Origin of the sequence: Vibrio chagasii, assembly GCF_024347355.1 — a bacterium.
GTDB lineage: Bacteria > Pseudomonadota > Gammaproteobacteria > Enterobacterales > Vibrionaceae > Vibrio > Vibrio chagasii.
In genome coordinates this window covers 880,924-902,481 of sequence record NZ_AP025465.1, presented here as the reverse complement: position 1 = coordinate 902,481, position 21,558 = coordinate 880,924, and the positions used below count along the sequence as shown (strand labels likewise).

Genomic DNA, 21,558 nt, shown 5'->3' with positions numbered 1-21,558 from the left:
GCCATGTGTATTGCTAATAAAGAAATGCTGGGATCATCATCGTCCGATTCCCGTCATTCCCTACAGGGAGGGACGACCGTGATAGGGAATCTCGCTTATCATCCACGATCCAAATTAGGCATACCCCCATACACTTTTACAAACCGCAGAAAAGCAAAAACCCAGCCGAAGCTGGGTTTGTTTAGCGCTCATCTCTCACCACGAGCTAATTTGTGGAGGCCTTACGTCAACGCTTTGTCTCAACGACGCTTATAGTCAACGTGGCTTTTTAATCGATTAACCTAATAGGCTAAGTGCCGAGTTCGGCGCTTGCTTCGCTTGAGCAAGAATCGAGCTTGAAGCTTGAGAAAGGATCTGAGACTTAGTCATCTGAGTCGTTTCTTTCGCGAAGTCGGTATCTTTAATACGGCTCTTAGATGCGTTAACGTTCTCGTTAATGTTGTCTAAGTTGCTGATTGCGTGGTCGAAACGGTTTTGGAAAGCACCCAACTCTGCACGGTGGCTATCTACGTACTTAAGTGCCGCATCGATGATTGCTACAGACTCTTGAGCACCGCCAACAGACGTTACGTCGATAGTATCAACCGTCACTTCTTTAGAAGCTTGAATGCCTAGCTCACCAGCAAGACCACCAGAGAAAGACACATCGCCGCTTACTTTATTGTTGCCCGCGAACATTTGTAGCTTGCCGTCTTCAGTTACAGACGCTTTAACAGAATCTTGCTGACCGTTGATGTATGTCGCTAGCTCTTCGATGTCGTCACCGGCTTTTGCGCTGATGTCGATTTCTTGAGCTTGACCAAAGTTATCTGTGAACGATAGTTTTAGGTCGTTTGAACCCGCTTGTACGTTCCAGTCTTTGTCTTTAGCGTTCTCAGTTTGGTAGCTCTTACCACCCATCTGAGCGTTATCAGAGCGCATATCTTTCAGGTTCAGCATTACCGCTTCGCCGTTATCTGCACCGATTTGGAATGATTGTGTACCGTAAGTACCGTTAAGTAGCTTGTTACCACCAAAAGACGTCGTTTCCGCGATACGGTTTAGCTCGTCGTTCAGTGCTGTTACTTCTTCTTGAATCGCTACGCGCTCTGCTTTTGAGTTTGAGCCGTTTGAAGATTGTAGAGAAAGATCACGCATACGTTGCAGGATGTTAGTTGTCTCGTTCATTGCACCTTCAGCAGTTTGTGCAATAGAGATACCGTCGTTCGCGTTACGAACAGCAACGTCTAGGCCGCGGCTTTGAACGTTCAAACGGTTAGAGATTTGTAGGCCCGCAGCGTCATCTTTTGCGCTGTTGATTTTAGAGCCAGAAGCTAAACGCTCCATTGATGTTTGTTGTGCGCTGTTTGCGTTGTTTAGGTAACGTTGCGCAGTCATCGCTGAAACGTTGGTATTTACATTCACTGCCATGGTGATTTCTCCAATTGATTTTCCGGTATTGCGGTTTCCGACGTCTCGGAAAACCAAGTAGTTCTCTCAAAGTTACTTTTAATAACGGCTCGAAAATCAGAAGCTTTAGAAAAACTTTTAAAAAACCACAAAAAAAATCACTAACCATAAAAATTTCAACAACTTAAAAAATTAAACTTTCTAAAATAACTGTAGATTTTTGTTATTGAGAGCATGTGGGTTGTTTGAAAAACGTTCAAACTGGTTTTTTAGTTAGCCTGTGTACAGAAATGATCAATCAGCAAAATTCATGGCTGTGGGCAAATAGTAGGCAAAAAGGTGAGCTGTTTTTCACAAAGTCGGCAGAGAAAATTAAAACTAGCAGAGCGAGAAAACGAAGAAAGATCGTTAGAAGGGAAAATAAAACACAATCTTCAGAAAGGAAAAAGCCCCTTTTCCTTTGAGAGAACCGGGGCTAGTTGGCGCGTCAGAGCCTGTGTGGAGATCATCGAGAAATGAACACATTTCCGACTCGCCGTTGCATTCTTACCGTAAAAATGGATAGCAGGTGAGAGATGAGAGAGCTAAACACTCACTAGTAAGTATGCTTGCCAGTTTCCCTTGCTGCATGGCTCACGTCTGAACACGAGCAGCAAGTTCAACCAATAACTATTGCAATAGTGACATTGCAGAGTTAGGCAATTGTTTTGCTTGAGCAAGTATTGAAGTACCTGCTTGTTGCAGAATTTGTGATTTGGTCATTTGCGTCGTCTCTTTCGCAAAGTCCGTATCTTTGATTCGGCTGTTTGAAGCGTCTACGTTCTCTTGAACGTTTGCCAAGTTATTAATACTGTGGCTTAGACGGTTCTGTTTCGCACCCAAATCAGCACGCTGTGAATCTACGTACTTCAATGCAGAATCAATAACGCTGATAGCGTTCTGTGAACCAGCAACACTTGTTAGACTGATATCTTGAACTGATGTTGCACGGCCTTCGCTCTTAATTCCAAGCTCAGATGCCAAGCCACCAGAGATTGACATAGCGCCAGCTAGGTCTGGTTCTGCTACGAATAACTGTAAACGACCGTCATCAGTAACCGATGCATTTAGTAAGTCAGATTGACCATTAATGTAAGTCGCTAACTCTTCAATATCGTCACCCGCTTTAGTGTTGATATCTAGAACGATGTCTTCACCCGCTTTAGTTTTGAATTCAAACTTAAGATCGCTCGCTGTTGGCGGCACTTCCCAGTTCTTATCTTTCGCGTTTTCTGAGTCGAACGTAGTACCACCCATACGGTAGTCATCTGCACGGATGCTTGTCAGAGCCATGATCATTGCTTCACCAGAGTTAGAACCAATCTGGAATGAAGCTTCACCGAATGACCCGTTCAGTAGACGACGACCACCAAACGATGTGGTTTCCGCGATACGGTTAAGCTCATCTTGAAGTGCCATTGACTCTTCATTCAGTGCAGTACGCTCTGCCGGCGAGTTAGTGCCGTTTGATGATTGAATCGCTAGATCACGCATACGTTGTAGTACGTTAGTCGATTCGTTCATCGCGCCTTCTGCTGTTTGAGCGATCGAAATACCGTCGTTGGCATTACGCATTGCCACATCAAGACCACGAGACTGAGCCGTTAGACGGTTCGAGATTTGCAGACCTGCCGCATCATCTTTCGCGCTGTTGATCTTGTGACCAGATGACAAACGCTCCATAGAAGTCGCTAAGTCATTAGACGCTTTGTTCAGGTAACGCTGCGCTGTCATTGCGGAAACGTTAGTACTTACATTAACTGCCATTTTGCTCTCCTTATGAGTTCGCAAGCTCTCTGCGAAGCGGCCAGCTTTACTCTCATATGGATAAGCACTGACCGTATGTTACTCAATAAACCTTACACAAGGTTTAAGATCTGTATTAATCATTTATAACCAACACAGATACAAGTTGTATGCCAAGTTTAATTTTGTATAAATAATTTTTTTATTTACTAATAATCAAAAACTTACAGAAAATTAAACGCGATTATGATTGTTTACTTTTAGAAGATGAAACTGCCCTCATCCTCTTGTTGCCGTTTTTTGCCGCTATATCAAGAAACATTATGCTTCGTACGAAAAAGCGGCAATTTTTGAAGTCATTCGCACGTATGGCATAGCACATAAGGCAAAGAATCGACTCCGTGGTATTTAGCAGTTCACCACTAAATACCGATCAATCGTTAAATATAGTTAAACAAGGTTAGGTCTTTTGTTTTGCCAAACGCTTGCTGTGAAGCTTGCAGTGCTCGAGAGTTTTCATTGAATTCAATGATGGCTTTCGAGTAATCCAAATCTTCAAAGTTGCTTTTCGCTTTCGCCAAAGACAACTTAAAATCTTCATGCTGTTGCTCTTGAATATCTAATGTACTCAAACGGGCACCAACATCCGTTCTCGCTTTCGTTAAATGGATAAACGCAGCATGGAACTCTTCCGTCATTTGGTGCAGTTTTGCCGTTGCCGATGCATCGGACACTGGATTTTCTACCTGCTCTGCCGCTTCTTTGAACGTGTCAAAGATCGAGAATGTCTCTCTCGGCTCTAAGGTGATCGAATCGCCCTTAGTGACTTGTCCTTTAAACTGAATATTTAGCCCTTCGTAGACAATGCCAGTCGCAGGGTCAAAATCTTCAGCAGCAACCACAGCGCCATCTTTTTCAAGTTGGTACGCAAACTTACCAGTCTGCATATCAACAAAGGTTACTTTATAAGTAGAACCATCTTCTGCACTGTTTGTTGCACGACCAAGTAGTAATTCAGATGCGGGCTCAAGCTCGTATTGAGGCTCGTAATCACCGAATGGGTTATCTATTTCCATAAATAACTTACTGCCCGGATCATTCATCGCCATTTCAAAGCTACTCGCTACACGCATCTTTCGCTGATAGTCGTCACCTTGATACGTCACCGTTCCTTCGTTATCGCGAAAGAAGGGCTGACTTTTTGGCTTAGTACCAGCAAATGTGTAGTTACCAGACTCGTCTTGAGAGTTTGCTAAGTACAAAAAGTTATTCGCTAACTCTTGGATTTCACGCTTCTTCGCTAAACGGTCTTCAGGTGACAACGCGCCGTTGATCATTTCCATCACGGTTCGTTTTGCTTCATCAGCAAAGCCTTCCGAGTTAGCGATCATCACCTCATGGTGCTCAAGGCGGTTTCTAACCAGAGTAATAGCATCAACGTACTGTTTAAGCTGCTCTGATTGCTGACCAATATTCTGTAAATAGTGCGTCGCTAACGGGTCATCACTTGGCGACTGCAGCTTCTTACCCGAAGCGAGTTGCGCCTGGTTGTGATGCACCTTGTTCTCTTGGCGGCGCAAGTCATTTTGTACGGACTGGTAGTTATGGAAGCTAGATATACGATTTAACATTTATACTTCCTACCTCAGAGCCAAAATAGTATTAAAGGTATCGTTAGCAGCTTGCATGATGCGTGAAGAAGCCATATACGCTTGTTGAAACTTCATCATGTTTGCCGCTTCTTCATCAAGGTTAACCCCTGAGATTGAAGCAATACGCTCCTGGGCTGACTGCTTTTCTAACGTCGCAATATCACTCAAGCGATTAGCCGTTGAAGACTTCAGACCCGTATTGGTATTCAGGTTGTGGTAAAGGTCTAAAATCGTAGACTCACCATCGTTCAAGATCTTGCCCGTTTGGAGATCTTGCAGCTTACGCAAGTTGCCATTGTCACCTTCTGATGGGACAAGGTTTGCCGTAAATTTGTCGTTTGCCAACGCGCCTGCCGTCAACTCGAAGGTCGTGCCGTTAATCGTCACTGGCCCTTGTGGTGGATACGGTTGAGGCTGCATTAAGATGTTGCCTTTTGGATCCGTCACCGCGAATTGCTCACCCTTGGGTGATACGATCACTTCAAACTCACGCAGTTGGCCTGCCTCTAGGATTTTGAACCCAGCAGTACCCTTGGCAAACGTCGTCGATGCCTCATAGCTTTGTGCGGCAATGTCTTTTGGATCTGTGGTTGCCATATGAATCTGCGCGGCAAAATTACGCGTTGGGCGCAGTAACAGCTTTTCACCAAGTTCAGGCGGATTACGAATTTCGACGCGCATACCATCAAGGTAAAATGCGTTGCCGCTCAAATCGGTACTCACTTTGACCGTTTCGCCACTTGGCTTGGTCACCACGTAATCACTACCATCGTATTTAAGACCGTACTCTCCACCTTTTAAGGCAGAAGTATCATCAATAAACACAGCGACATCCGCTTTGGATTGCCCACTTGCCGTCACACGAGATTTTGCCACCAGCTCAGAGTTCACATCGGTAAACAGGTTCTTACCCACATTGCCGTTGAGATCCAAGCCTTGCTCTTGAAGAGCATTAACCTTGTACGAAAACGCGGTTGCCAAGCGGCCGAGCTCATCCATGATTGCTGGGATGTGTTCGTCTCGCATGTCTAACATGGCACCGATTTTTCCATCAATGTCACTGCTGGTGATCGGCTTTAAAGACTTTCCTTCAACAATCGCCAAACGACGCTGGTGTGCATCAGGCAAACCGTCCACCATTTTTAGCTGGCTTGCCTCGCTGCCTGATACTAAGGTGTGGCCGTTACCAATATGGACATTGAAGCCTTCGGCATTTGAGCGTGGTGTCACCGTTACTTTGGTGTAACCAGAAAGCTCATTAATTAGCTTTTCATGCTGATCTCGCAGGTCGTTATGAGGCCCAGGAGTTCGCATCATCAGGCGTTGTACATCACGGATCTCGATCGCGAGTTGGTTGACTCGCTCGATACCCATATCTAATTTTTTATTCGTAGAATCAGACTGTTGACGAACCGTCTCATGAAATTCATTCAACGTTTTTGTGAGTAACCCAGCCTTCTCGATTACGACTTTTCGAGCACCAACGTCGTTCGGTGTATCGGCTAAGGTTTTAACCGAGTCAAACCATTCATTTAGGTTTTCTGGAATCTTCTTCGAAGCCACCGAAGACAACATGTTCGACAGCATGTCCAAGTTGCCTTGAGTGTCGCCTTTGTTGGCGGCATTGGTTGTCGATAGGTTAAGTTCATTGACGGCAAATTGGTCCCAAGAGCGGCGAACATTTTCCACATGCACACCCATGCCGTAGGTTTGACCACCGTACTGGCGCGGGTCATTAACACCTTGAATCACAGATTGGCGGCTATAGCCCTCTGTATTGGCGTTAGAAATGTTATGACCTGTGGTGTTTAGCTGTCTCTGAGCAGTAAGAACACTTTGTGCCCCTACATTCAGAAGATCCGACGCCATAATGCCCCCAAAAAACTTAACAAAATCAGGATAAACTGATTAACTACCAGTTTAAAAAGCAATATGTATGCCAACAGATAAAGAAGATAATCAAAAGGCGTTAATTTATTGAAGTATAAAGAGATAACTATGTTTGATGGTGTTGAATCTTATACAGCATATAAGAAAAGAGCCTGCCACTGGCAAGCTCTAGGTGTTCAATCGATTTGACCTAGTTCATTTCATCAATCTTAGCTTTAACTCGCAATACTTTATCAGCGTAGTTCGGGTCGGTTGCGTAGCCTGCTTGATGAATACCTTTGATGAAATTCTCTGAATTACCTTGGTGCTGCAGCGCCGTTTCGTACCTTGGGTTTTCGTTCAAGAACTTCACATAATCGTTGAAACTGTCTTCAAAACTTGAGTAAGAACGGAAAGAAGCCGATTCTTTAACGGCCGTTTTTCCATGGAACTCGAGTGTTTGAGTCGCCACTTTATCGCCTTTCCAGCTTCTGTCTGCTTTGATGTTGAATAGGTTATTACTGTTGCCCAGAGAGTTCTTGACCATCTTAGAACCCCAGCCTGTTTCCAGTGCCGCTTGAGCCAATAATAGAGATGAGTCCACACCAAGCGCGCTTGCCGCTTTTTCTGCGTAAGGCTTCATTGAAGTGACAAATGATTCTGGTGAATCGAAAGAGACCGGCTGTTTGACTGCTGACGCAGATTGGATTTCTGACGTTCTATCTTCTGAACGACCTGAGAATTGAGGTCTTTGCAGTGAAGTATCAAAGCCTTCGCTACGAACCTTATCTTCTGTTGCGTCGCTAGATTGGCCTGCACTTAACTGTGCAACAATCATATCCGCAAGGCCTAGTGAACCATTAGCACTGAGCTCACTCGCCATTTGGTCATCTTGCATTTGGCGGTAGAACTGTTCATTCTGGCTGTTCAACATATCCGATTTAAAGCTAGAGTTCGCATCGCGCATCGACTTAAACAACATTGAGGTGAAAATCGCCTCAAACTGTTTTGCCGCTGCGGTAAGTGCTTCTTTCTCACTGCCCTCTTCACCGTTTACTGCCTGTTGACGAAGACGGTCTAGGCTACCAATGTCGTGAATAAAGCCGATGTCGTTGTTATTCTTAATCATGCTCTATTCCTTAGATAATGATCAGCTGGCCTTCAATCGCACCCGCTTGTTTCAGTGCTTGAAGGATTGCCATTAGATCAGAAGGTGCTGCGCCCACTTCGTTAACCGCTCGAACCAAATCATCCAATGTTAGGCCAGGTTCAAACTTAAACATCTTGCCATCGGCTTCAGTGACTTCGATATCAGAGTCTGGAACCACTACCGTTTGACCACCAGAGAATGCATTCGGCTGGCTCACGTTTAAGTTTTCTTTAATCGCGACTGTCATACCGCCGTGTGTTACCGCCGCCGCTTTTAGGCGCACGTGCTTACCAACGACAATAGTACCAGTACGAGAGTTAACGATGATTTTCGCTGAGCCTTCAGCTGGATCAAATTCAATGTTTTCGATTGCCGATAAGAAAGCCACACGTTGGCTGATTTCTCGAGGCGCACGTACTTTTACAGACGTCGCATCAACCGCAGACGCCATTTGTGGGCCTAAGAAATTATTAACCGCATCAGCCATGCGCTGCGCTGTTGTGAAATCTGATTGGATTAGGTTGAAGGTGATGTAGTCGCCACGGCCGAAAGGCGTTGGGATCTCTTGCTCTACTGTTGCACCACTAGAGATGATACCGACGTTAGGGTTATTGCCGACAATCTTAGAACCATCGTTACCCTGAGCACTAAAACCACTGACCACTAAGTTACCTTGCGCGACGGCATACACCTGACCATCTAGACCTTTTAGGAAGGTTTGTAGCAAGGTACCACCACGTAGGCTTTTTGCCGAACCGATAGAAGAAACCGTGACGTCAACTTCCTGACCTTGCTTAGAGAAAGCCGGCAGTTCAGCGGTAACAATTACTGCCGCTACGTTTTTGGTTTTTGGCTTAGTGCCAGGCGGCAATTGGATGCCAAAATTTTGCAACATCGCGTTAAATGTTTGATCGGTAAAGGGAGTTGTCTCACCGGTACCCGGCAAACCCGTGACCAAACCATAACCGACAAGTTGGTTACTACGAACACCCGCCACTTTTGCCACGTCTTTAATACGCGCAGCATGGGCACTGGTGGCAAGAAATAGCATGCCAAATAGTACGAGTGTCAGTTTTTTCATTGAGTAACCTGTCTGTATTGCTTTAATTAATAATAACTTAGCGAAATATTTTTGAGTAACACGGGCTGTCAGTATGTCGACACCCTCTCAAGCTCTACAGAGATACATTAAAGAATCGTGCCAAGAATCCAGGCTCTTGCATATCTTGTTGCACTCCGGTACCTGAATACTGGATTCGAGCATTAGAAACACGGTTTGAAGCGATGGTATTGTCGAAATCAATATCGTCTGGACGGATGGTGCCACTTAAGCGGATGTACTCATCACCGGTGTTCAATGTCATCCACTTTTCACCACGCACCACTAGGTTACCGTTAGCAAGCACTTCAATCACTTCCACAGTAATGTAACCACTGATGCTGTTGCTCTGATTAGCAGAAGCATCACCTGCGAAGGTATTAGTGTTGCTTAGGTCGTACGAGAAGTTGTACTTGTCTATTGTTAACTCTTGACCACCAACAGCCAAAGGCTCCATTGATGAGTCATTCGACTTAGACATATCTGCATTGGCTTTTTTCGTCGCACGAGTATTTTCATCCAATGCCACAGTAATGATGTCACCAATACCGCGAGGCTTTGAATCATCGTACATGCTGCCAATATGGTTTACGTTGAATAGTGAACCGGTTGCCGCTGCATAATGCTCTGGCTTCTGTTTTGGATTAATTGGCGCCCATGCAGGATCACCGGCAATAGGGTCCGTTCGGCCGCGAAGCGTATCAACAATGCCTGAACTTTCTTGAGCCGATTTATCACCTTCTACCGCATCAACCACTGTGGTCGCGTTCTCTTCTGCTGGCGTCTCAATTGGATCCAATACAGAACAACCGCTCATAGATAAAAACAAGGCTAAACAAAAAATACGTTTCATGGCGATATACTCTCAGCAAGTCATGACGAACACGTCGATTAATACGAAACAAGTAAGCGGTGAATTAACCGATTACAGCTGTTGGTTAACAAAGCTCATCATCTTGTCTACCGACGAGATAACTTTCGAGTTCATTTCGTAAACACGTTGAGCTTCAATCATATTCACAAGCTCTTCGGTTACGTTTACGTTCGATGTTTCTAGCATCGACTGGCGGATATTACCTAGGCCATCAAAACCAGGTACACCTTCTTGTGGATCACCACTTGCACCAGTCGGCAAGTAAAGGTTTTGACCTACTGGTTCTAAACCGCCTGGGTTTACAAAGTCAGTAATAGTGATCTGACCTACCACTACGTTGTTTTGCTCACCACGGAGACGAACCGATACCTCACCGTCGTTACCTACTGTCACTGAGATTGCATCTTCAGGAATAACGATTTCTGGTTGTAGCGGGTAACCTTGACCCGATGTCACGATTGCGCCGTCACCGTTCAATGTGAACTGACCATTGCGGCTGTAACCTGTTTCTCCGTCTGGCATTTCAACTTGGAAGAAACCGTCACCTTCGATCATCATGTCTAGGCTGTTAGACGTAGTCTGCGCGTTACCGTGTGTGTGAACCTTTTGAGTCGCAACCACTTTAGAACCCGCACCTAGCATCAAACCACTTGGTAACTCAGTGTTCTGAGACGACTGACCGCCAGGCTGGTTAATATTCTGATAGAACAGATCTTCAAATACTGCACGGCTCTTTTTAAAACCAATCGTCGAGGCGTTAGCAAGGTTGTTTGAAATCGTTGAAATATTGGTTTGTTGGGCGTCTAAACCTGTTTTACTTACCCATAATGCTGGATGCATAGCAATTTCCTTTAAATTCTATTAGCTCATACGAAGCAGTGAATCAGACGACTTGTCCATTTCCTCTGCTGTGCTCATCATCTTGACCTGCATTTCAAACTGACGTTGTAAGTCAATTAGGCTGGTCATTTCACCTACAGCATTTACGTTACTGCCTTCGACCGCACCTTTTAGCAACGTGACAGCTGCATCTGCTTCGTATGCCTGATCTGGGTTTTTCGAACGGAATAGACCATTCGTATCTTTAAACAAACTTTGATTATCTGGACGTACAAGTTTAATACGATCAACAACCTCCAATTCCTCAGCTGGAGCGCCTTGAGGAATGACTGAGATCGTACCGTCTGTACCAATTTCGACTTTACTGATTGGGATTGGCAGTGTGATTGGCGCGTCATTTTCGCCCAATACCAAGTGACCACTGGCATTGGTCAACAAACCGTTTTGGTCAACCTTTAGGTTACCGTTACGTGTTAAGCCTTCGCGACCAGTGTTGTCCATTACCGAAATCCAACCATCACCTTGGATAGTGACATCAAGATCACGACCAGTGGTAACAACACTACCCTGCGCAAAATTATGTCCTGGACGTTCTGTCATGCTGAAAACACGAGTAGGCATACCTTCGCCATACGCTTGCATTGAACGCGCTTGTGCTAAATCAGCACGGAAACCCGTTGTACTTACGTTGGCAAGGTTGTTTGCACGTAGCTGCAAAGCTTGCATATTTTGCTTAGCGCCACTCATGGCAAGAAACAGTGCGCGATCCATAATTTTGCTCCAAAAATCATCTTCTGGGGCTAATAAAGCAAACACTGTGCCAATATTTTTAACTGTTATTTATCAACAACTTAAATAAAAAACAAACAAGAAAGGTGATCACAAAAGGATCATTGAGGAAGAATTGTTGCCAGTGGCATTACCGGGCGGCAATAAGGGCGGCAAATAAAAAAGCAAACAACAATACCCAATTCAATAACATTGAATTGGGTATTCACAGATGATTCAAACGTTAGAAACGATTAACGAATCTGAAGAATATTCTGTTGTAGTTGGTTGTGTACTTCTAGAGAACGAGAGTTCGCTTGGAAGTTACGTTGAGCAGAAATCAAATCAACCAATTCTTGAGTCATATCGATGTTCGACTGCTCCAGAGAGCCGTTGTTGATGCTACCAAATGAACCTTTGTTAGATTCGCCCCAGATTTTGTCACCTGAGTCGTTAGTAGAATCCCACTGGGTACCGCCTTTCTTATCCAGACCTTGCTCGTTTGGTACGCGTACTAGGCCAACACGACCAAGCATTACGTTTTCACCATTTGAGTAAGTACCTAGAACACTGCCGTACTCATCGAAATCGATTTTGGTTAAGAAACCTGTTGTTGCACCATCTTCATCAAACTTAGTCAGTTCAAACGGAGCCGCAAATTGGGTTGAAGAATCTAGACCAAACTTAAGCACTTGTGTTGGATCTGCACCGTTCAAGTCGATTGGGTTCGCACCAGCACCTAGTGGGTCCGAGTTTATCGGTTGACCACTGTTCAAGCTTGCTAACGTACCGTCATTGTTGAACTTCATTGTATGACCAACATGACCTTGAGCATTCGTTGCATCACCACCAGTAATGTTGAGTGGCTTCTCGCCAGTCTCATCAGTCATGGTGTAGTACGTCTGCCAAGTATTTGGTTGCGTCTGATCTTTGAGGTAGTAAGTCGTTAACTTGTAAGACTGGCCCATAGAATCGTATACCGTCGAAGACGTTGCACGGTTATAGGTATCAGCATCTTTGAAGTTAAATGCAGCCGGATCTTTAAGGTCACCGTTTGCGGGAAGGTTAACCCCTACTTCAATGTTTTCTGTCTGCTTTGGCTTACCAAATTCAGCTGGAATGTCGAGAGGCTTTGGCGCATAAGAAAGAACTTCACCCGAGTTTGGATCAACATCGTAACCTAAAAGAAACTCATCGCTAGCCGTAACCATGTAGTTGTCTTTGTTTAAGTGAAATGCACCATTACGTGTTAGTTCGTTAATCTCTGGCACCATACGGTCTTTCGCTACCGCAAAGAAACCTGTACCACTTACGCGTAGATCCATTGGGTTGTTTGTATAAATACTTGAACCTTCGTGGAACTGTTGCGCCACTTGGCTAGCTTGCGCACCACCACCTGACGTCGTTTTTGCGTTTGTGAACAACGAGTTTGAGTAAACATCACCAAACTCAGCACGAGACTCTTTAAAGCCAAATGTGTTTGCGTTCGCAATGTTGTTACTGGTTGTATTCAGGTCTAATTGTGCAGCGGATAGGCCGCTTAAAGCTACATATGACATTCCAATATTCTCCTAATCTATCTAGCTAGCATGTTCACTCACTTAAGAGCTACGCTTTACCAACCTCTAGTACTTCAGCAAGTCGTACTGGCGATGTGAAACCAGCCAGATTGAGTAGTACGTTGCCATCACCCTTACCAAGAAGCACACTGTTCACGTTCGCATAGCTGGAAACTTGGAACTCTGTGTTCTCGCCATCCAGTAAACCCGACGCTTTCAAGTTGTATTTACCGGCCGGCAATGGGTTACCGTCTTCGTCTTTTCCGTCCCATTCAACACGTGTATCGCCTGAAGGTTTAGAGCCAATATCAAAAGTGCGAACTAATTGGCCCACTTCGTTCTCAACACGGACCATAACGTTGTCCATCGCTTGAGGAAGCTTAACCATTGCCGCCATACCGCCATCACCTTGCTTTACACCTGCCGCACCAGGAACCAATACATCACGACCAACCAAAGAGGAGGCCTGCAGTGCTTGGTTAGAGGTCATCGATGAGTTCAAGCTTTCAAACTGTGAATTCATTTTGCCGATGCCATCAACGGTCGCAAATGAAGCCATTTGCGCAATCATCTGGTCATTGCTAACCGGCTTAAAAGGGTCTTGCTGTGCTAGTTGCTTAGTCAACAAAGATAAGAAATCTTCTTGCTTAAGATCCTGCTTACCAGTTGTTTCGTCGGGCTTCTTAGCGCCATCTTGAAGACTCTTCAGCTGGTCAACATAGGACAAGCCGCTTTGACCAACATTGTTGTTGATTCCAGCCATGTGCTACCTCCTTATCCTTATTGACCCATCTGCAGCGTACGCAGCAGCATTTGTTTACTCGAGTCAGCAACCTGTACGTTCGTTTGGTACGCACGTGATGCCGAAATCATATTTGCCATCTCTTCCATAACGTTCACGTTAGACTTGTAGATGAAGCCTTCGTTGTTCGCTAATGGGTGGTCTGGGTTGTACTCCGCGCTCAGCGGCTTATCGCTTTCTACGATACCTAATACTTTCACAGGCACAGTGTGGTCACTGTTGCGTGCTCGATTTAACTCAGCGCCGAACACTGCGTGGCGAGCTTTGTAAGTTTCTTTAGCAGAACTACTTACACTGTCTGCGTTTGCAAGGTTGCTCGAGGTCGTATTTAGACGAACAGATTCAGCACTCATCGCAGAACCAGTCACATTGAATACATTAAATAAGCTCATCTAATTATTCCCCTTTAATCGCTTTAGTTAAATTCTTGAACTTACTTCCTAGGAAGTCGAGAGAGGCTTGATGCCTAATTTGGTTTTGCATGAAAAGGTTTCTTTCCAAATCCAAATCAACCGTGTTGCCATCTCCTGTATCAGGTTGGGTAGGAATTCGATACTTCGTTTCCCCATTCACCGTCGTTTCGGCAGAAATGTGCCGACCGTCTGTGCGGCTAAGACCAATGCTTGCCCCAGAACTTGCCGCCTGCAGTGATTTCTTGAAGTCTAATCCCTTTGCTTTATACCCTGGCGTGTTTGCTTGCGCGATATTGGTGGAAAGCACCTCAGCGTTACGCTCACGTACACCAACTGTGTGCTGGTGAATGCCCAAAGCATTGTCAAAAGAAATAGCCATCTAAACCTCAACTCAAGAACTGACTGTTATGAAATAACCAAAGCAATATATATACCAACTTTTGAAACAAAGTGGTCTATTTATGCTTTTACAGGTTACTCGTGGGTAAACTTGCAATATACAAGCCAAAAAATAGAGTAAATTGGAATATCACTCTGACTTAAAGATATAGGTTAAGCCGGAAAAAGAAAACCCAGCACTTGGCCTGTCTCTTATACACAAATCCCTAAGCCACGCTTGGGGATTTTTTTTGAACTATTTTTAGGTTTCATGATCTGATCATCTAAGCAATGACAAGGATGATTATCATGACCTATATAGAGCCAACCCTTTGGGCACAAAAACAGTTCGGTCAAGCCCACCTTAATGACCCTAGACGCACTCAAAGACTCGTTGCTCTCGCAGCCTCACTGGCCGAGCAGCCTGGCGTACCCGTCTCGAAACTCATTATATCCCCTGCTGAAATGGAAGGGGCTTATCGCTTCATCCGTAATGAGCAAATCAAAGCAGAAGATATCGCAGAAGCGGGTTTTTATGTCACCGCACAAGAAGCATTAGAGCAACAAACACTTCTTGCCTTAGAAGACACCACTTCTCTCAGTTACTCCCATCGCAGCATTCGAGATGAACTCGGGCACTCTAATCAAGGCAATCGACATCGCGCCATGTTTGTACACTCAACCTTACTTTTTGCTCCCGACACTCAATCTGTTATTGGTTTAATTGAACAACAGCGCTGGACTCGTGATATAGAAAAGCGAGGTCAAAGGCACCAGCATGCGACTCGACCATACAAAGAGAAAGAAAGTTATAAGTGGGAACAAGCCTCTCGCCATGTCGCTGAGCGACTTGGCGATAAAATTTCGGATGTCATTTCTGTGTGCGATAGAGAAGCCGACCTATTTGAATACCTCACTTACAAGCGAGAGCAACAACAAAGGTTCCTCGTTCGCTCAATGCAAAGCCGCTGTATTGAAGAGCACGATAATCGTCTTTATAGCTATGCTTCTACCCTGTTATCAGCCGGAGAGAAAGTGCTCGAAATACCGCAAAAAGGCGGTCGTAAAGCTCGCAAGGCTCATTTAGATATCAAATATGCCCCCGTGACACTCAAGTCTCCTGCTAACAAGAAAGAGTTCGATAACATTCCGCTTTACTACGTGGGATGTATAGAACAAGGAGAGAGTGGTAATAAGCTCGCATGGCACTTACTGACTTCAGAGCCGATAACGAGCAAGGAAGAGGCACTCAAAATCGTCAGTTATTATGAGCGGCGCTGGCTGATAGAAGATTTTCATAAAGTCTGGAAAAGTGAAGGGACTGAAGTTGAGCAACTGAGAATGCAAAGTAAGGATAACTTAGAAAGGCTCAGCGTCGTTTTGGCTTTTATCGCGACTCGGTTACTCCAGTTGAGGTTTATGAATGAATCAGACGAGTTATCTAAGAGCAGTTGTGAGCAGATATTAAAAGGCAAAGCGTGGAAGTTAATGTGGCTCAAGTTGGAGAGCAAAAAACTACCGAAAGAAGCGCCTAATATATCATGGGCTTACAACGGTATTGCTCGGTTAGGTGGTTGGAAGAATACCAAGCGAACAGGTCGCGCTTCTATAAAGACGTTATGGCAAGGATGGCTTAGGTTACAAACCATCCTTGAAGGGTATGAACTCGCCAAGTCTCTTGATTAACCAGACTTGTGATCAAGAGACAGGCACTTGGCTGGGTTTTAAAATTATTCAGTAATGTCACACCATATTTAGGTGGCGGCAATTACTTCAATTTGTAGATGATACCTGGGTTGCAACGAACCATTTCGAAGCGGTCCGTTAAACCAGTTAACGACTCAGACGCCCCCAGAAGCAAGTAACCACCTGGGTTCAGGCTGTTCGCCATTTGGTTGAGCACTTTAGATTTCATCTCTGGAGAGAAGTAAATCAGTACGTTACGACAGAAGATAATGTCGAACTTACCCAGCAGTGCGTAACTGTCCATCAGGTTCTGTGGACGAAAGTTCACCATGCGCTTCACGTTGTCTTTCACTTTCATGCGGCCATCGCCTGCATCTTCAAAGAAGGTACGACGGCGCTCTGGAGAAAGACCACGACCTAAAGCAAGGTTGTCATACGCGCCAGTGCGGCACATATCCAACATGCTTGCTGAGATATCCGTTGCGGTGATCGATACATTTGGCAGCATACCAGGCTTACGAGCTTGAGTCTCAAGCACCGTCATTGCCATTGAGTATGGTTCTTGGCCTGAAGAACTTGCCGCAGACCAAATCTTAATAGGACGTTTATTTGCCGCTATTTCCGGTAGAAGTTTATCCGCAAGCACTGCAAACGGGTAAGTATCTCGGAACCAAAGTGTCTCGTTCGTCGTCATAGCATCCACTGCTGCCACTCTCAACTCACGGTTTCGGCCCGTCACTACATCTCTCAATAAATCAGACAGCGAAGCTAGATTAAACTTTGCCACTAATGGGCTTAGGCGGCTGCGCACTAAGTACTGTTTGCTGTCACCTAATACAATGCCACATTGAGATTCTAAGAAACGGCTGAAATCGCGATACTCTTGATCACTTATTGTTATAGCAGTCATTAATGTCTCTTTTAGTTAGTTAAAGCAGCTTTAACGGCTGCACCAAGCTCATCAGGGTTGAATTTAGCAATGAAGGAGTTCGCTCCCACACGCTCAACCATGGCTTGGTTAAATACACCACTCAATGATGAGTGTAAAATTACGTATAAATCTTTTAGCTCAGCGTGACGGCGAATCTCAGCAGTCAGCGTATAGCCATCCATCTCTGGCATTTCAATATCCGAGATCACCAATGAGATCTGATCGTAAATGCTGCCCTCTGCTGACATCTGCATCAGTTTTTCGTAGGCTTCTTTACCATCTTTCACAGCAATCACTTCAAAGCCGATCGACTCAATAGCTCGTTGAACCTGTTTACGTGCAACGGTTGAATCATCAGCAATCAAGATGCGGCGAACGAGTTCTTTTTCTTGTTCTACTTCTGCGATTTCTTCGGCAATCTTGCTGTCCATAGTTTCATCAACAGGCGAAATTTCAGCTAGGATTTTTTCAACATCAAGAATTTCGACCAATTCATTGTCGATGTTGGTTACCGCTGTCAGGTAGTTCGCTTTACCAGCGCCATCTGGCGGCGGGAGAATCGATTCCCAGTGCATATTGATAATGCGCTCTACTGAACTGACCAAGAAACCTTGAATGGTTCGGTTGAACTCAGAGATAACCACAAAACACTTTTCAACATCCGTTGTCGGACGGCCACCAATCGCTAAGCTCAGGTCGATCACAGAGATCGTTTGGCCACGAATGTGTGCGACACCTTTAACCAGTGGGTTCAAGTTTGGCATCTTCGTCAGCTTAGGGCATTGAAGCACTTCTTTTACTTTAAAGACATTAATGCCGTAACGCTGACGCCCCATTAGGCGAAAGGTTAGTAATTCTAATCGGTTTTGACCGACGAGTTGCGTACGCTGATTCACCGAATCAAGAATACCCGTCATGAGCTCATCTCCATATCAAACTTTTTTGTATAAAAAGTGTTAGTCTACTGCAGGCTACGAACCACCAGAGAAACGGAATGACGTATTATAAAGCAAATTTGCCACCTCTTTCTATAGCAATGTGTAGAGCTACTTTTAAAACTGTCGCTAAGTTTATCGGCATTTTATCAATATTGTTTAGTTTTTTTGTGCAAGCTGCGACCCCAGAACAAATTGAGAAGATTCAGTCTGCGGCAGAGCGACACATTATTGATACCGTTGAGCAGCCACGAGGCGGCGAACTCTTTGTTAATTCAGCAAATGTTGACTCAAGAATCAAAGCAACAGACTGCCCGGTTCCTCTTGAGACAAGTGCCTCAACCACCACAAATACCCGCAGCAGTATTACGGTTTTAGTGCAATGTGTTCCTGATGAGTGGCGAGTTTATGTACCGGTACGTCTTTCGATGTCGGTGCCGCTTGTGACGACTACTCGAGCACTCGCGAGAGGCGAGATTGTCGGTCAATACGACTTGACAACCGCGATGATTTCTCTTAACAAATTCCGTCGCCAAGGCTTCACCGCTCCAGAGCAAGTTATCGGCGCCAAGGTAAAAAAGAACCTAAGGCCGGGTGACGTTGTCGAAAGGGGTGACATTTGTGTCGTATGTCGAAACGAGAAGGTTATCATACAGGCAGTAAAAGGTGGCATGACCATTACGACTAAAGGCACAGCGCTAACTGATGGCTCTATGGGTGATCAAGTAAGAGTGAAAAATGATAAATCACAGCGTATAATTGAAGGTATTGTTACCAACATGTCTGAAGTCACGGTTTACTTTTAACTCTCTACTTCTCAATTGGCGGTACCGTTAGCTATTTCGCTTTCGACTCTAGCATTGAAATACGTAGCTTCAGTGTTATATCCCTTTTCGACTAAAGAGCGAAAAATTGCTAAAGTAATCGAACCCTTGGTCGATATTGACTGTACAGGTTCCCATTTTTGAAGAAAAAGGCTTAACTATGGCAGGCATTGATAACATTCGTTCAGGGCAAACCCTAACGACCACTAACCGATCAGCAGTACGCTCTGATTCTAGTTCTGAGTCATCACGCTCTGATGTTTCAACTAAATCACCAGCGAGCAAAGATGCGGTTTCACTAAGCCAACAAGGCAAAGCGATCGGTCAACTCCACCAAGACATGGCAGCAAACCCAAGCTTTGACTCTGCAAAAGTTGCAGCAATCAAAGAAGCGATCGCGAACGGTTCATACACAGTTGACCCAGAAAAACTGGCCGACAATATGATGAAGTTCGAAAACGAATTAAAAGGTCTTTAAGTTCTCCCCTCTTGTACTGAGTGCTTAACTTAAGACACACAAGATTATTGATAGGTTACGTTATGGCGGCACTAGCAGATTTAGTTAATTTCCAACTTCAAAATGCCAAAGCCTTATCTGAGCTACTAAGTTCAGAGAAAACCGCTATTACAAGCCGACAATCGACAGATATTGAGCGAATTGCCAAGGAAAAAGTGGTCCTTGTCGAACAGCTAAGATCAACCGATCAACGCATCGCTGCCCATAGCAATATCTCAGAACTGACCGAGAATCCTGAACTTGCTCAGTTAGTCTCAACCATCAAGTCTATTGTGCACGATTGTCATCAAGCGAACCTGGTGAATGGCGAGGCCCTAAATCGAGCACACCTCAGCTTCAAAAAACTCAGCAACATGATGCAACAAAGCCACGGCAAAATTGGTATGACTTACAACGCCGGCGGTCAAACGCACACTATTTCAACGTTGGGAACCAACGTAAAAGCTTAGTTAAGCTACACCTTTTCGATAACACCATTGTTTTTTCCTATCTGTATCTGTATCTGTATCTGTATCTGTATCTCAGCCTATCTACATTTCGACTCCAATCAAACACCCACATATCTGAAAGTACGCCCAAGACAGCAAAAACAAAAAGCGGCAAGTATTTTCATACTTGCCGCTTTTATATTCATGTTAGGGCGTGTTGAACTTTCGTGGTTAAATTTTGTTCGGATGGGGACGCCTAGTCAAAAGCGTTTTAATCGCGGCGAGGGGGAAGTAGCCTAGTCATTCTAAGCAAATCTCCCTCAACAAAGAGTAAAACGCTTTTAGCCGAACCCTTTGGGCAGCGTTTGCTGGTTATTGGTTGCCGATACACCATCTGGAAAGCGACTGGCGGCCAATATCATTTATTCATGCTCCGATACTAGAACAGCGTTTGTTGTCTCTTCTCAGGTACAGCCTGAACTTCGCCGTAGTTACGTAATTGATCCATCTTGCGGATATCCAACTGAAGCTCAGTCACATAGCTATCGCCAACTGGGTAACTGCGCACGACTTCTGCACCGCGGATAACCCCATCAACCGCACCTGATGTGCGCTCTGTACCAAGGCGTTGGTCTTCAAGTTCAGCACGGCCGCTGACTCGCATACCATAAACTTGTTCCGCAAGTTCACGATAGGCATCGATCTTAGAGGCTCTCATCGCACGGATGCGCTTCTCTTCGTCGTTGCGACCTTTTTGCTCACTGATACTCGCGTAACCAACAGCAACCAAGAAATCGTCTGGTCTCATGCTCTGCAAAGGCTGACAGCCAACAAGCAGTAAAGCAACAACCACAAATATTAACTTCTTCATCTCGAACTCCTAAGGGCGAAGAATAACAGTATAAGGCTGACTGATCGTTGGGTCAGAACGAATGATCACGCCATCTTGAGTTCGAATACTGTTCAGAGTATCGAGGTCACGGCCAATACGGTCTGCAGGCAAAAAGCCTTGTGCCGAAGCCACGACAATACGAGTTTGCATGCCCACCACTCGAGCATTAACAAGCACACCGCCCTCTTGGCGCAGCATAGTACCCGTTAGTACGTATTGAACGTCTTGCTCTTGAGCTAAGTCTTTCCAGTCACGGCTAATCGCAAAGTCACCTTGATGAGTCACTTGGATAGAACCCGTGGTTTTAAAATCGACCACCTTGAAGCCACGACGCTGAAACTGATGAATGAAACCTTCAGATACTGAATTACCAAGCCAGTTTGTTGTGTCCATGTGTTGCAGGTCAACAAACGAGGTGATCGCAATAGGCGTTCTTGCTGAGATACTGGTGTTCGACACGATCAAGTCTTCAGTCATGCTTTCAACGAAGAAATCCATGGTGTGACGAGGGCTGTCCATCAGCATGAACTGACTGCCGGCATACTCAGTCTTGCCGTTATAGATCGGCGAATAAGCGCATGATGTCAGCAACATGACACTCATTACTACGAGCCATTTTTTCATTCTCTAATCTCCAGATAGTTTTAGTGCTACCTGTTCCAATATGTTCTCGCCATTATTCTTTTCAATGGATTACAATGTTGGAACAGTCTTTGCTTTTCATTAATGGTTCAGATTAAGAAAAACGCACTTAAGTCAGCTTCAAG

At 44.9% G+C, this 21,558-nt stretch carries 21 protein-coding genes; 4 read left to right on the top strand and 17 right to left on the bottom strand.

Going from position 1 to position 21,558, the window contains the following annotated elements; all coding sequences use genetic code 11:
• Positions 1 to 276: 276 nt before the first annotated feature.
• From OCV52_RS04130 to flgB, 13 genes are all read right to left on the bottom strand, one after another.
• Complete coding sequence (locus tag OCV52_RS04130) at positions 277 to 1,410, bottom strand: flagellin (RefSeq protein WP_008222983.1); 1,134 nt, start codon at positions 1,408 to 1,410, stop codon at positions 277 to 279.
• Positions 1,411 to 2,058: 648 nt separating this feature from the next.
• Positions 2,059 to 3,195: a flagellin gene (locus OCV52_RS04125; RefSeq protein WP_008218250.1), complete on the bottom strand. Its 1,137-nt coding sequence runs from the start codon at positions 3,193 to 3,195 to the stop codon at positions 2,059 to 2,061.
• 419 nt (positions 3,196 to 3,614) lie between these two features.
• Entirely contained in the window at positions 3,615 to 4,805 is a 1,191-nt protein-coding gene (flgL, locus tag OCV52_RS04120) for a flagellar hook-associated protein FlgL (protein ID WP_008218248.1), read from the bottom strand.
• 9 nt (positions 4,806 to 4,814) lie between these two features.
• Positions 4,815 to 6,695 carry a flagellar hook-associated protein FlgK gene (flgK, locus tag OCV52_RS04115; RefSeq protein ID WP_137409102.1) on the bottom strand — a complete coding sequence of 627 codons (1,881 nt, stop codon included), beginning with the start codon at positions 6,693 to 6,695 and terminating at the stop codon, positions 4,815 to 4,817.
• 211 nt (positions 6,696 to 6,906) lie between these two features.
• Entirely contained in the window at positions 6,907 to 7,824 is a 918-nt protein-coding gene (flgJ, locus tag OCV52_RS04110) for a flagellar assembly peptidoglycan hydrolase FlgJ (RefSeq protein WP_137409101.1), read from the bottom strand.
• A gap of 10 nt (positions 7,825 to 7,834) precedes the next feature.
• A complete protein-coding gene (locus OCV52_RS04105) occupies positions 7,835 to 8,926 on the bottom strand; it encodes a flagellar basal body P-ring protein FlgI (protein ID WP_008218243.1) in 1,092 nt (363 codons plus the stop codon).
• Between the two features lie 94 nt (positions 8,927 to 9,020).
• Positions 9,021 to 9,797, bottom strand: coding sequence for a flagellar basal body L-ring protein FlgH (gene flgH / locus OCV52_RS04100; protein WP_102426545.1), 777 nt, complete (start codon positions 9,795 to 9,797; stop codon positions 9,021 to 9,023).
• A gap of 72 nt (positions 9,798 to 9,869) precedes the next feature.
• On the bottom strand, positions 9,870 to 10,658 hold the full coding sequence (gene flgG / locus OCV52_RS04095; RefSeq protein WP_004739713.1) for a flagellar basal-body rod protein FlgG: 789 nt from the start codon (positions 10,656 to 10,658) through the stop codon (positions 9,870 to 9,872).
• A 21-nt stretch (positions 10,659 to 10,679) separates the two neighbouring features.
• Positions 10,680 to 11,429 carry a flagellar basal body rod protein FlgF gene (locus tag OCV52_RS04090; RefSeq protein WP_004739714.1) on the bottom strand — a complete coding sequence of 250 codons (750 nt, stop codon included), beginning with the start codon at positions 11,427 to 11,429 and terminating at the stop codon, positions 10,680 to 10,682.
• Positions 11,430 to 11,680: 251 nt separating this feature from the next.
• The gene (gene flgE / locus OCV52_RS04085; RefSeq protein WP_137409100.1) at positions 11,681 to 12,985 is read right to left on the bottom strand and encodes a flagellar hook protein FlgE; all 1,305 of its coding nucleotides are present in this window, start codon (positions 12,983 to 12,985) and stop codon (positions 11,681 to 11,683) included.
• A 49-nt stretch (positions 12,986 to 13,034) separates the two neighbouring features.
• A complete protein-coding gene (gene flgD, locus OCV52_RS04080; RefSeq protein WP_137409099.1) occupies positions 13,035 to 13,748 on the bottom strand; it encodes a flagellar hook assembly protein FlgD in 714 nt (237 codons plus the stop codon).
• A 17-nt stretch (positions 13,749 to 13,765) separates the two neighbouring features.
• Positions 13,766 to 14,179, bottom strand: a complete 414-nt coding sequence (flgC, locus tag OCV52_RS04075) for a flagellar basal body rod protein FlgC (RefSeq protein ID WP_008218235.1) — start codon at positions 14,177 to 14,179, stop codon at positions 13,766 to 13,768.
• Between the two features lie 4 nt (positions 14,180 to 14,183).
• Complete coding sequence (gene flgB, locus OCV52_RS04070) at positions 14,184 to 14,579, bottom strand: flagellar basal body rod protein FlgB (protein WP_004739719.1); 396 nt, start codon at positions 14,577 to 14,579, stop codon at positions 14,184 to 14,186.
• A 308-nt stretch (positions 14,580 to 14,887) separates the two neighbouring features.
• Between flgB and OCV52_RS04065 the strand changes: the two genes are divergently transcribed.
• The gene (locus OCV52_RS04065) at positions 14,888 to 16,264 is read left to right on the top strand and encodes an IS4 family transposase (RefSeq protein ID WP_261900842.1); all 1,377 of its coding nucleotides are present in this window, start codon (positions 14,888 to 14,890) and stop codon (positions 16,262 to 16,264) included.
• 82 nt (positions 16,265 to 16,346) lie between these two features.
• On the opposite strand, the gene OCV52_RS04060 is transcribed toward OCV52_RS04065, so the two are convergent.
• Positions 16,347 to 17,174 (bottom strand): protein-glutamate O-methyltransferase, encoded by an 828-nt coding sequence (locus tag OCV52_RS04060; protein ID WP_008218231.1) that lies wholly within the window; start codon positions 17,172 to 17,174, stop codon positions 16,347 to 16,349.
• 11 nt (positions 17,175 to 17,185) lie between these two features.
• Complete coding sequence (locus OCV52_RS04055; protein ID WP_004739721.1) at positions 17,186 to 18,112, bottom strand: chemotaxis protein CheV; 927 nt, start codon at positions 18,110 to 18,112, stop codon at positions 17,186 to 17,188.
• A gap of 77 nt (positions 18,113 to 18,189) precedes the next feature.
• On the opposite strand from OCV52_RS04055, the gene flgA reads away from it, so the two are divergent.
• The 3 genes from flgA (at position 18,190) to OCV52_RS04040 (ending at position 19,920) form a co-directional block, all read left to right on the top strand.
• Positions 18,190 to 18,936 (top strand): flagellar basal body P-ring formation chaperone FlgA, encoded by a 747-nt coding sequence (flgA, locus tag OCV52_RS04050; protein WP_137408623.1) that lies wholly within the window; start codon positions 18,190 to 18,192, stop codon positions 18,934 to 18,936.
• Positions 18,937 to 19,114: 178 nt separating this feature from the next.
• On the top strand, positions 19,115 to 19,432 hold the full coding sequence (flgM, locus tag OCV52_RS04045; RefSeq protein ID WP_061034108.1) for a flagellar biosynthesis anti-sigma factor FlgM: 318 nt from the start codon (positions 19,115 to 19,117) through the stop codon (positions 19,430 to 19,432).
• Positions 19,433 to 19,494: 62 nt separating this feature from the next.
• A complete protein-coding gene (locus OCV52_RS04040) occupies positions 19,495 to 19,920 on the top strand; it encodes a flagella synthesis protein FlgN (RefSeq protein ID WP_004739725.1) in 426 nt (141 codons plus the stop codon).
• Positions 19,921 to 20,338: 418 nt separating this feature from the next.
• Here OCV52_RS04040 and flgP read toward each other — a convergent pair whose 3' ends face one another.
• Both flgP and OCV52_RS04030 read right to left on the bottom strand, forming a co-directional pair.
• Positions 20,339 to 20,770: a flagellar assembly lipoprotein FlgP gene (flgP, locus tag OCV52_RS04035; protein WP_102426547.1), complete on the bottom strand. Its 432-nt coding sequence runs from the start codon at positions 20,768 to 20,770 to the stop codon at positions 20,339 to 20,341.
• A 9-nt stretch (positions 20,771 to 20,779) separates the two neighbouring features.
• Positions 20,780 to 21,415, bottom strand: a complete 636-nt coding sequence (locus OCV52_RS04030; RefSeq protein WP_032498316.1) for a FlgO family outer membrane protein — start codon at positions 21,413 to 21,415, stop codon at positions 20,780 to 20,782.
• Positions 21,416 to 21,558: the final 143 nt, after the last annotated feature.

Coding starts and splice junctions, on each gene's coding strand:
- flgG (WP_004739713.1), bottom strand. CDS start 10,658: ATGCATCCAGCATTATGGGTAAGTAAAACAGGTTTAGACGCCCAACAA.
- flgA (WP_137408623.1), top strand. CDS start 18,190: ATGACGTATTATAAAGCAAATTTGCCACCTCTTTCTATAGCAATGTGT.
- OCV52_RS04060 (WP_008218231.1), bottom strand. CDS start 17,174: ATGACTGCTATAACAATAAGTGATCAAGAGTATCGCGATTTCAGCCGT.
- OCV52_RS04125 (WP_008218250.1), bottom strand. CDS start 3,195: ATGGCAGTTAATGTAAGTACTAACGTTTCCGCAATGACAGCGCAGCGT.
- flgC (WP_008218235.1), bottom strand. CDS start 14,179: ATGAGCTTATTTAATGTATTCAATGTGACTGGTTCTGCGATGAGTGCT.
- OCV52_RS04040 (WP_004739725.1), top strand. CDS start 19,495: ATGGCGGCACTAGCAGATTTAGTTAATTTCCAACTTCAAAATGCCAAA.
- OCV52_RS04065 (WP_261900842.1), top strand. CDS start 14,888: ATGACCTATATAGAGCCAACCCTTTGGGCACAAAAACAGTTCGGTCAA.
- OCV52_RS04105 (WP_008218243.1), bottom strand. CDS start 8,926: ATGAAAAAACTGACACTCGTACTATTTGGCATGCTATTTCTTGCCACC.
- OCV52_RS04090 (WP_004739714.1), bottom strand. CDS start 11,429: ATGGATCGCGCACTGTTTCTTGCCATGAGTGGCGCTAAGCAAAATATG.
- flgL (WP_008218248.1), bottom strand. CDS start 4,805: ATGTTAAATCGTATATCTAGCTTCCATAACTACCAGTCCGTACAAAAT.
- OCV52_RS04055 (WP_004739721.1), bottom strand. CDS start 18,112: ATGACGGGTATTCTTGATTCGGTGAATCAGCGTACGCAACTCGTCGGT.
- flgD (WP_137409099.1), bottom strand. CDS start 13,748: ATGGCTGGAATCAACAACAATGTTGGTCAAAGCGGCTTGTCCTATGTT.
- flgP (WP_102426547.1), bottom strand. CDS start 20,770: ATGAAGAAGTTAATATTTGTGGTTGTTGCTTTACTGCTTGTTGGCTGT.
- flgK (WP_137409102.1), bottom strand. CDS start 6,695: ATGGCGTCGGATCTTCTGAATGTAGGGGCACAAAGTGTTCTTACTGCT.
- flgM (WP_061034108.1), top strand. CDS start 19,115: ATGGCAGGCATTGATAACATTCGTTCAGGGCAAACCCTAACGACCACT.
- flgH (WP_102426545.1), bottom strand. CDS start 9,797: ATGAAACGTATTTTTTGTTTAGCCTTGTTTTTATCTATGAGCGGTTGT.
- OCV52_RS04030 (WP_032498316.1), bottom strand. CDS start 21,415: ATGAAAAAATGGCTCGTAGTAATGAGTGTCATGTTGCTGACATCATGC.
- OCV52_RS04130 (WP_008222983.1), bottom strand. CDS start 1,410: ATGGCAGTGAATGTAAATACCAACGTTTCAGCGATGACTGCGCAACGT.
- flgB (WP_004739719.1), bottom strand. CDS start 14,579: ATGGCTATTTCTTTTGACAATGCTTTGGGCATTCACCAGCACACAGTT.
- flgE (WP_137409100.1), bottom strand. CDS start 12,985: ATGTCATATGTAGCTTTAAGCGGCCTATCCGCTGCACAATTAGACCTG.
- flgJ (WP_137409101.1), bottom strand. CDS start 7,824: ATGATTAAGAATAACAACGACATCGGCTTTATTCACGACATTGGTAGC.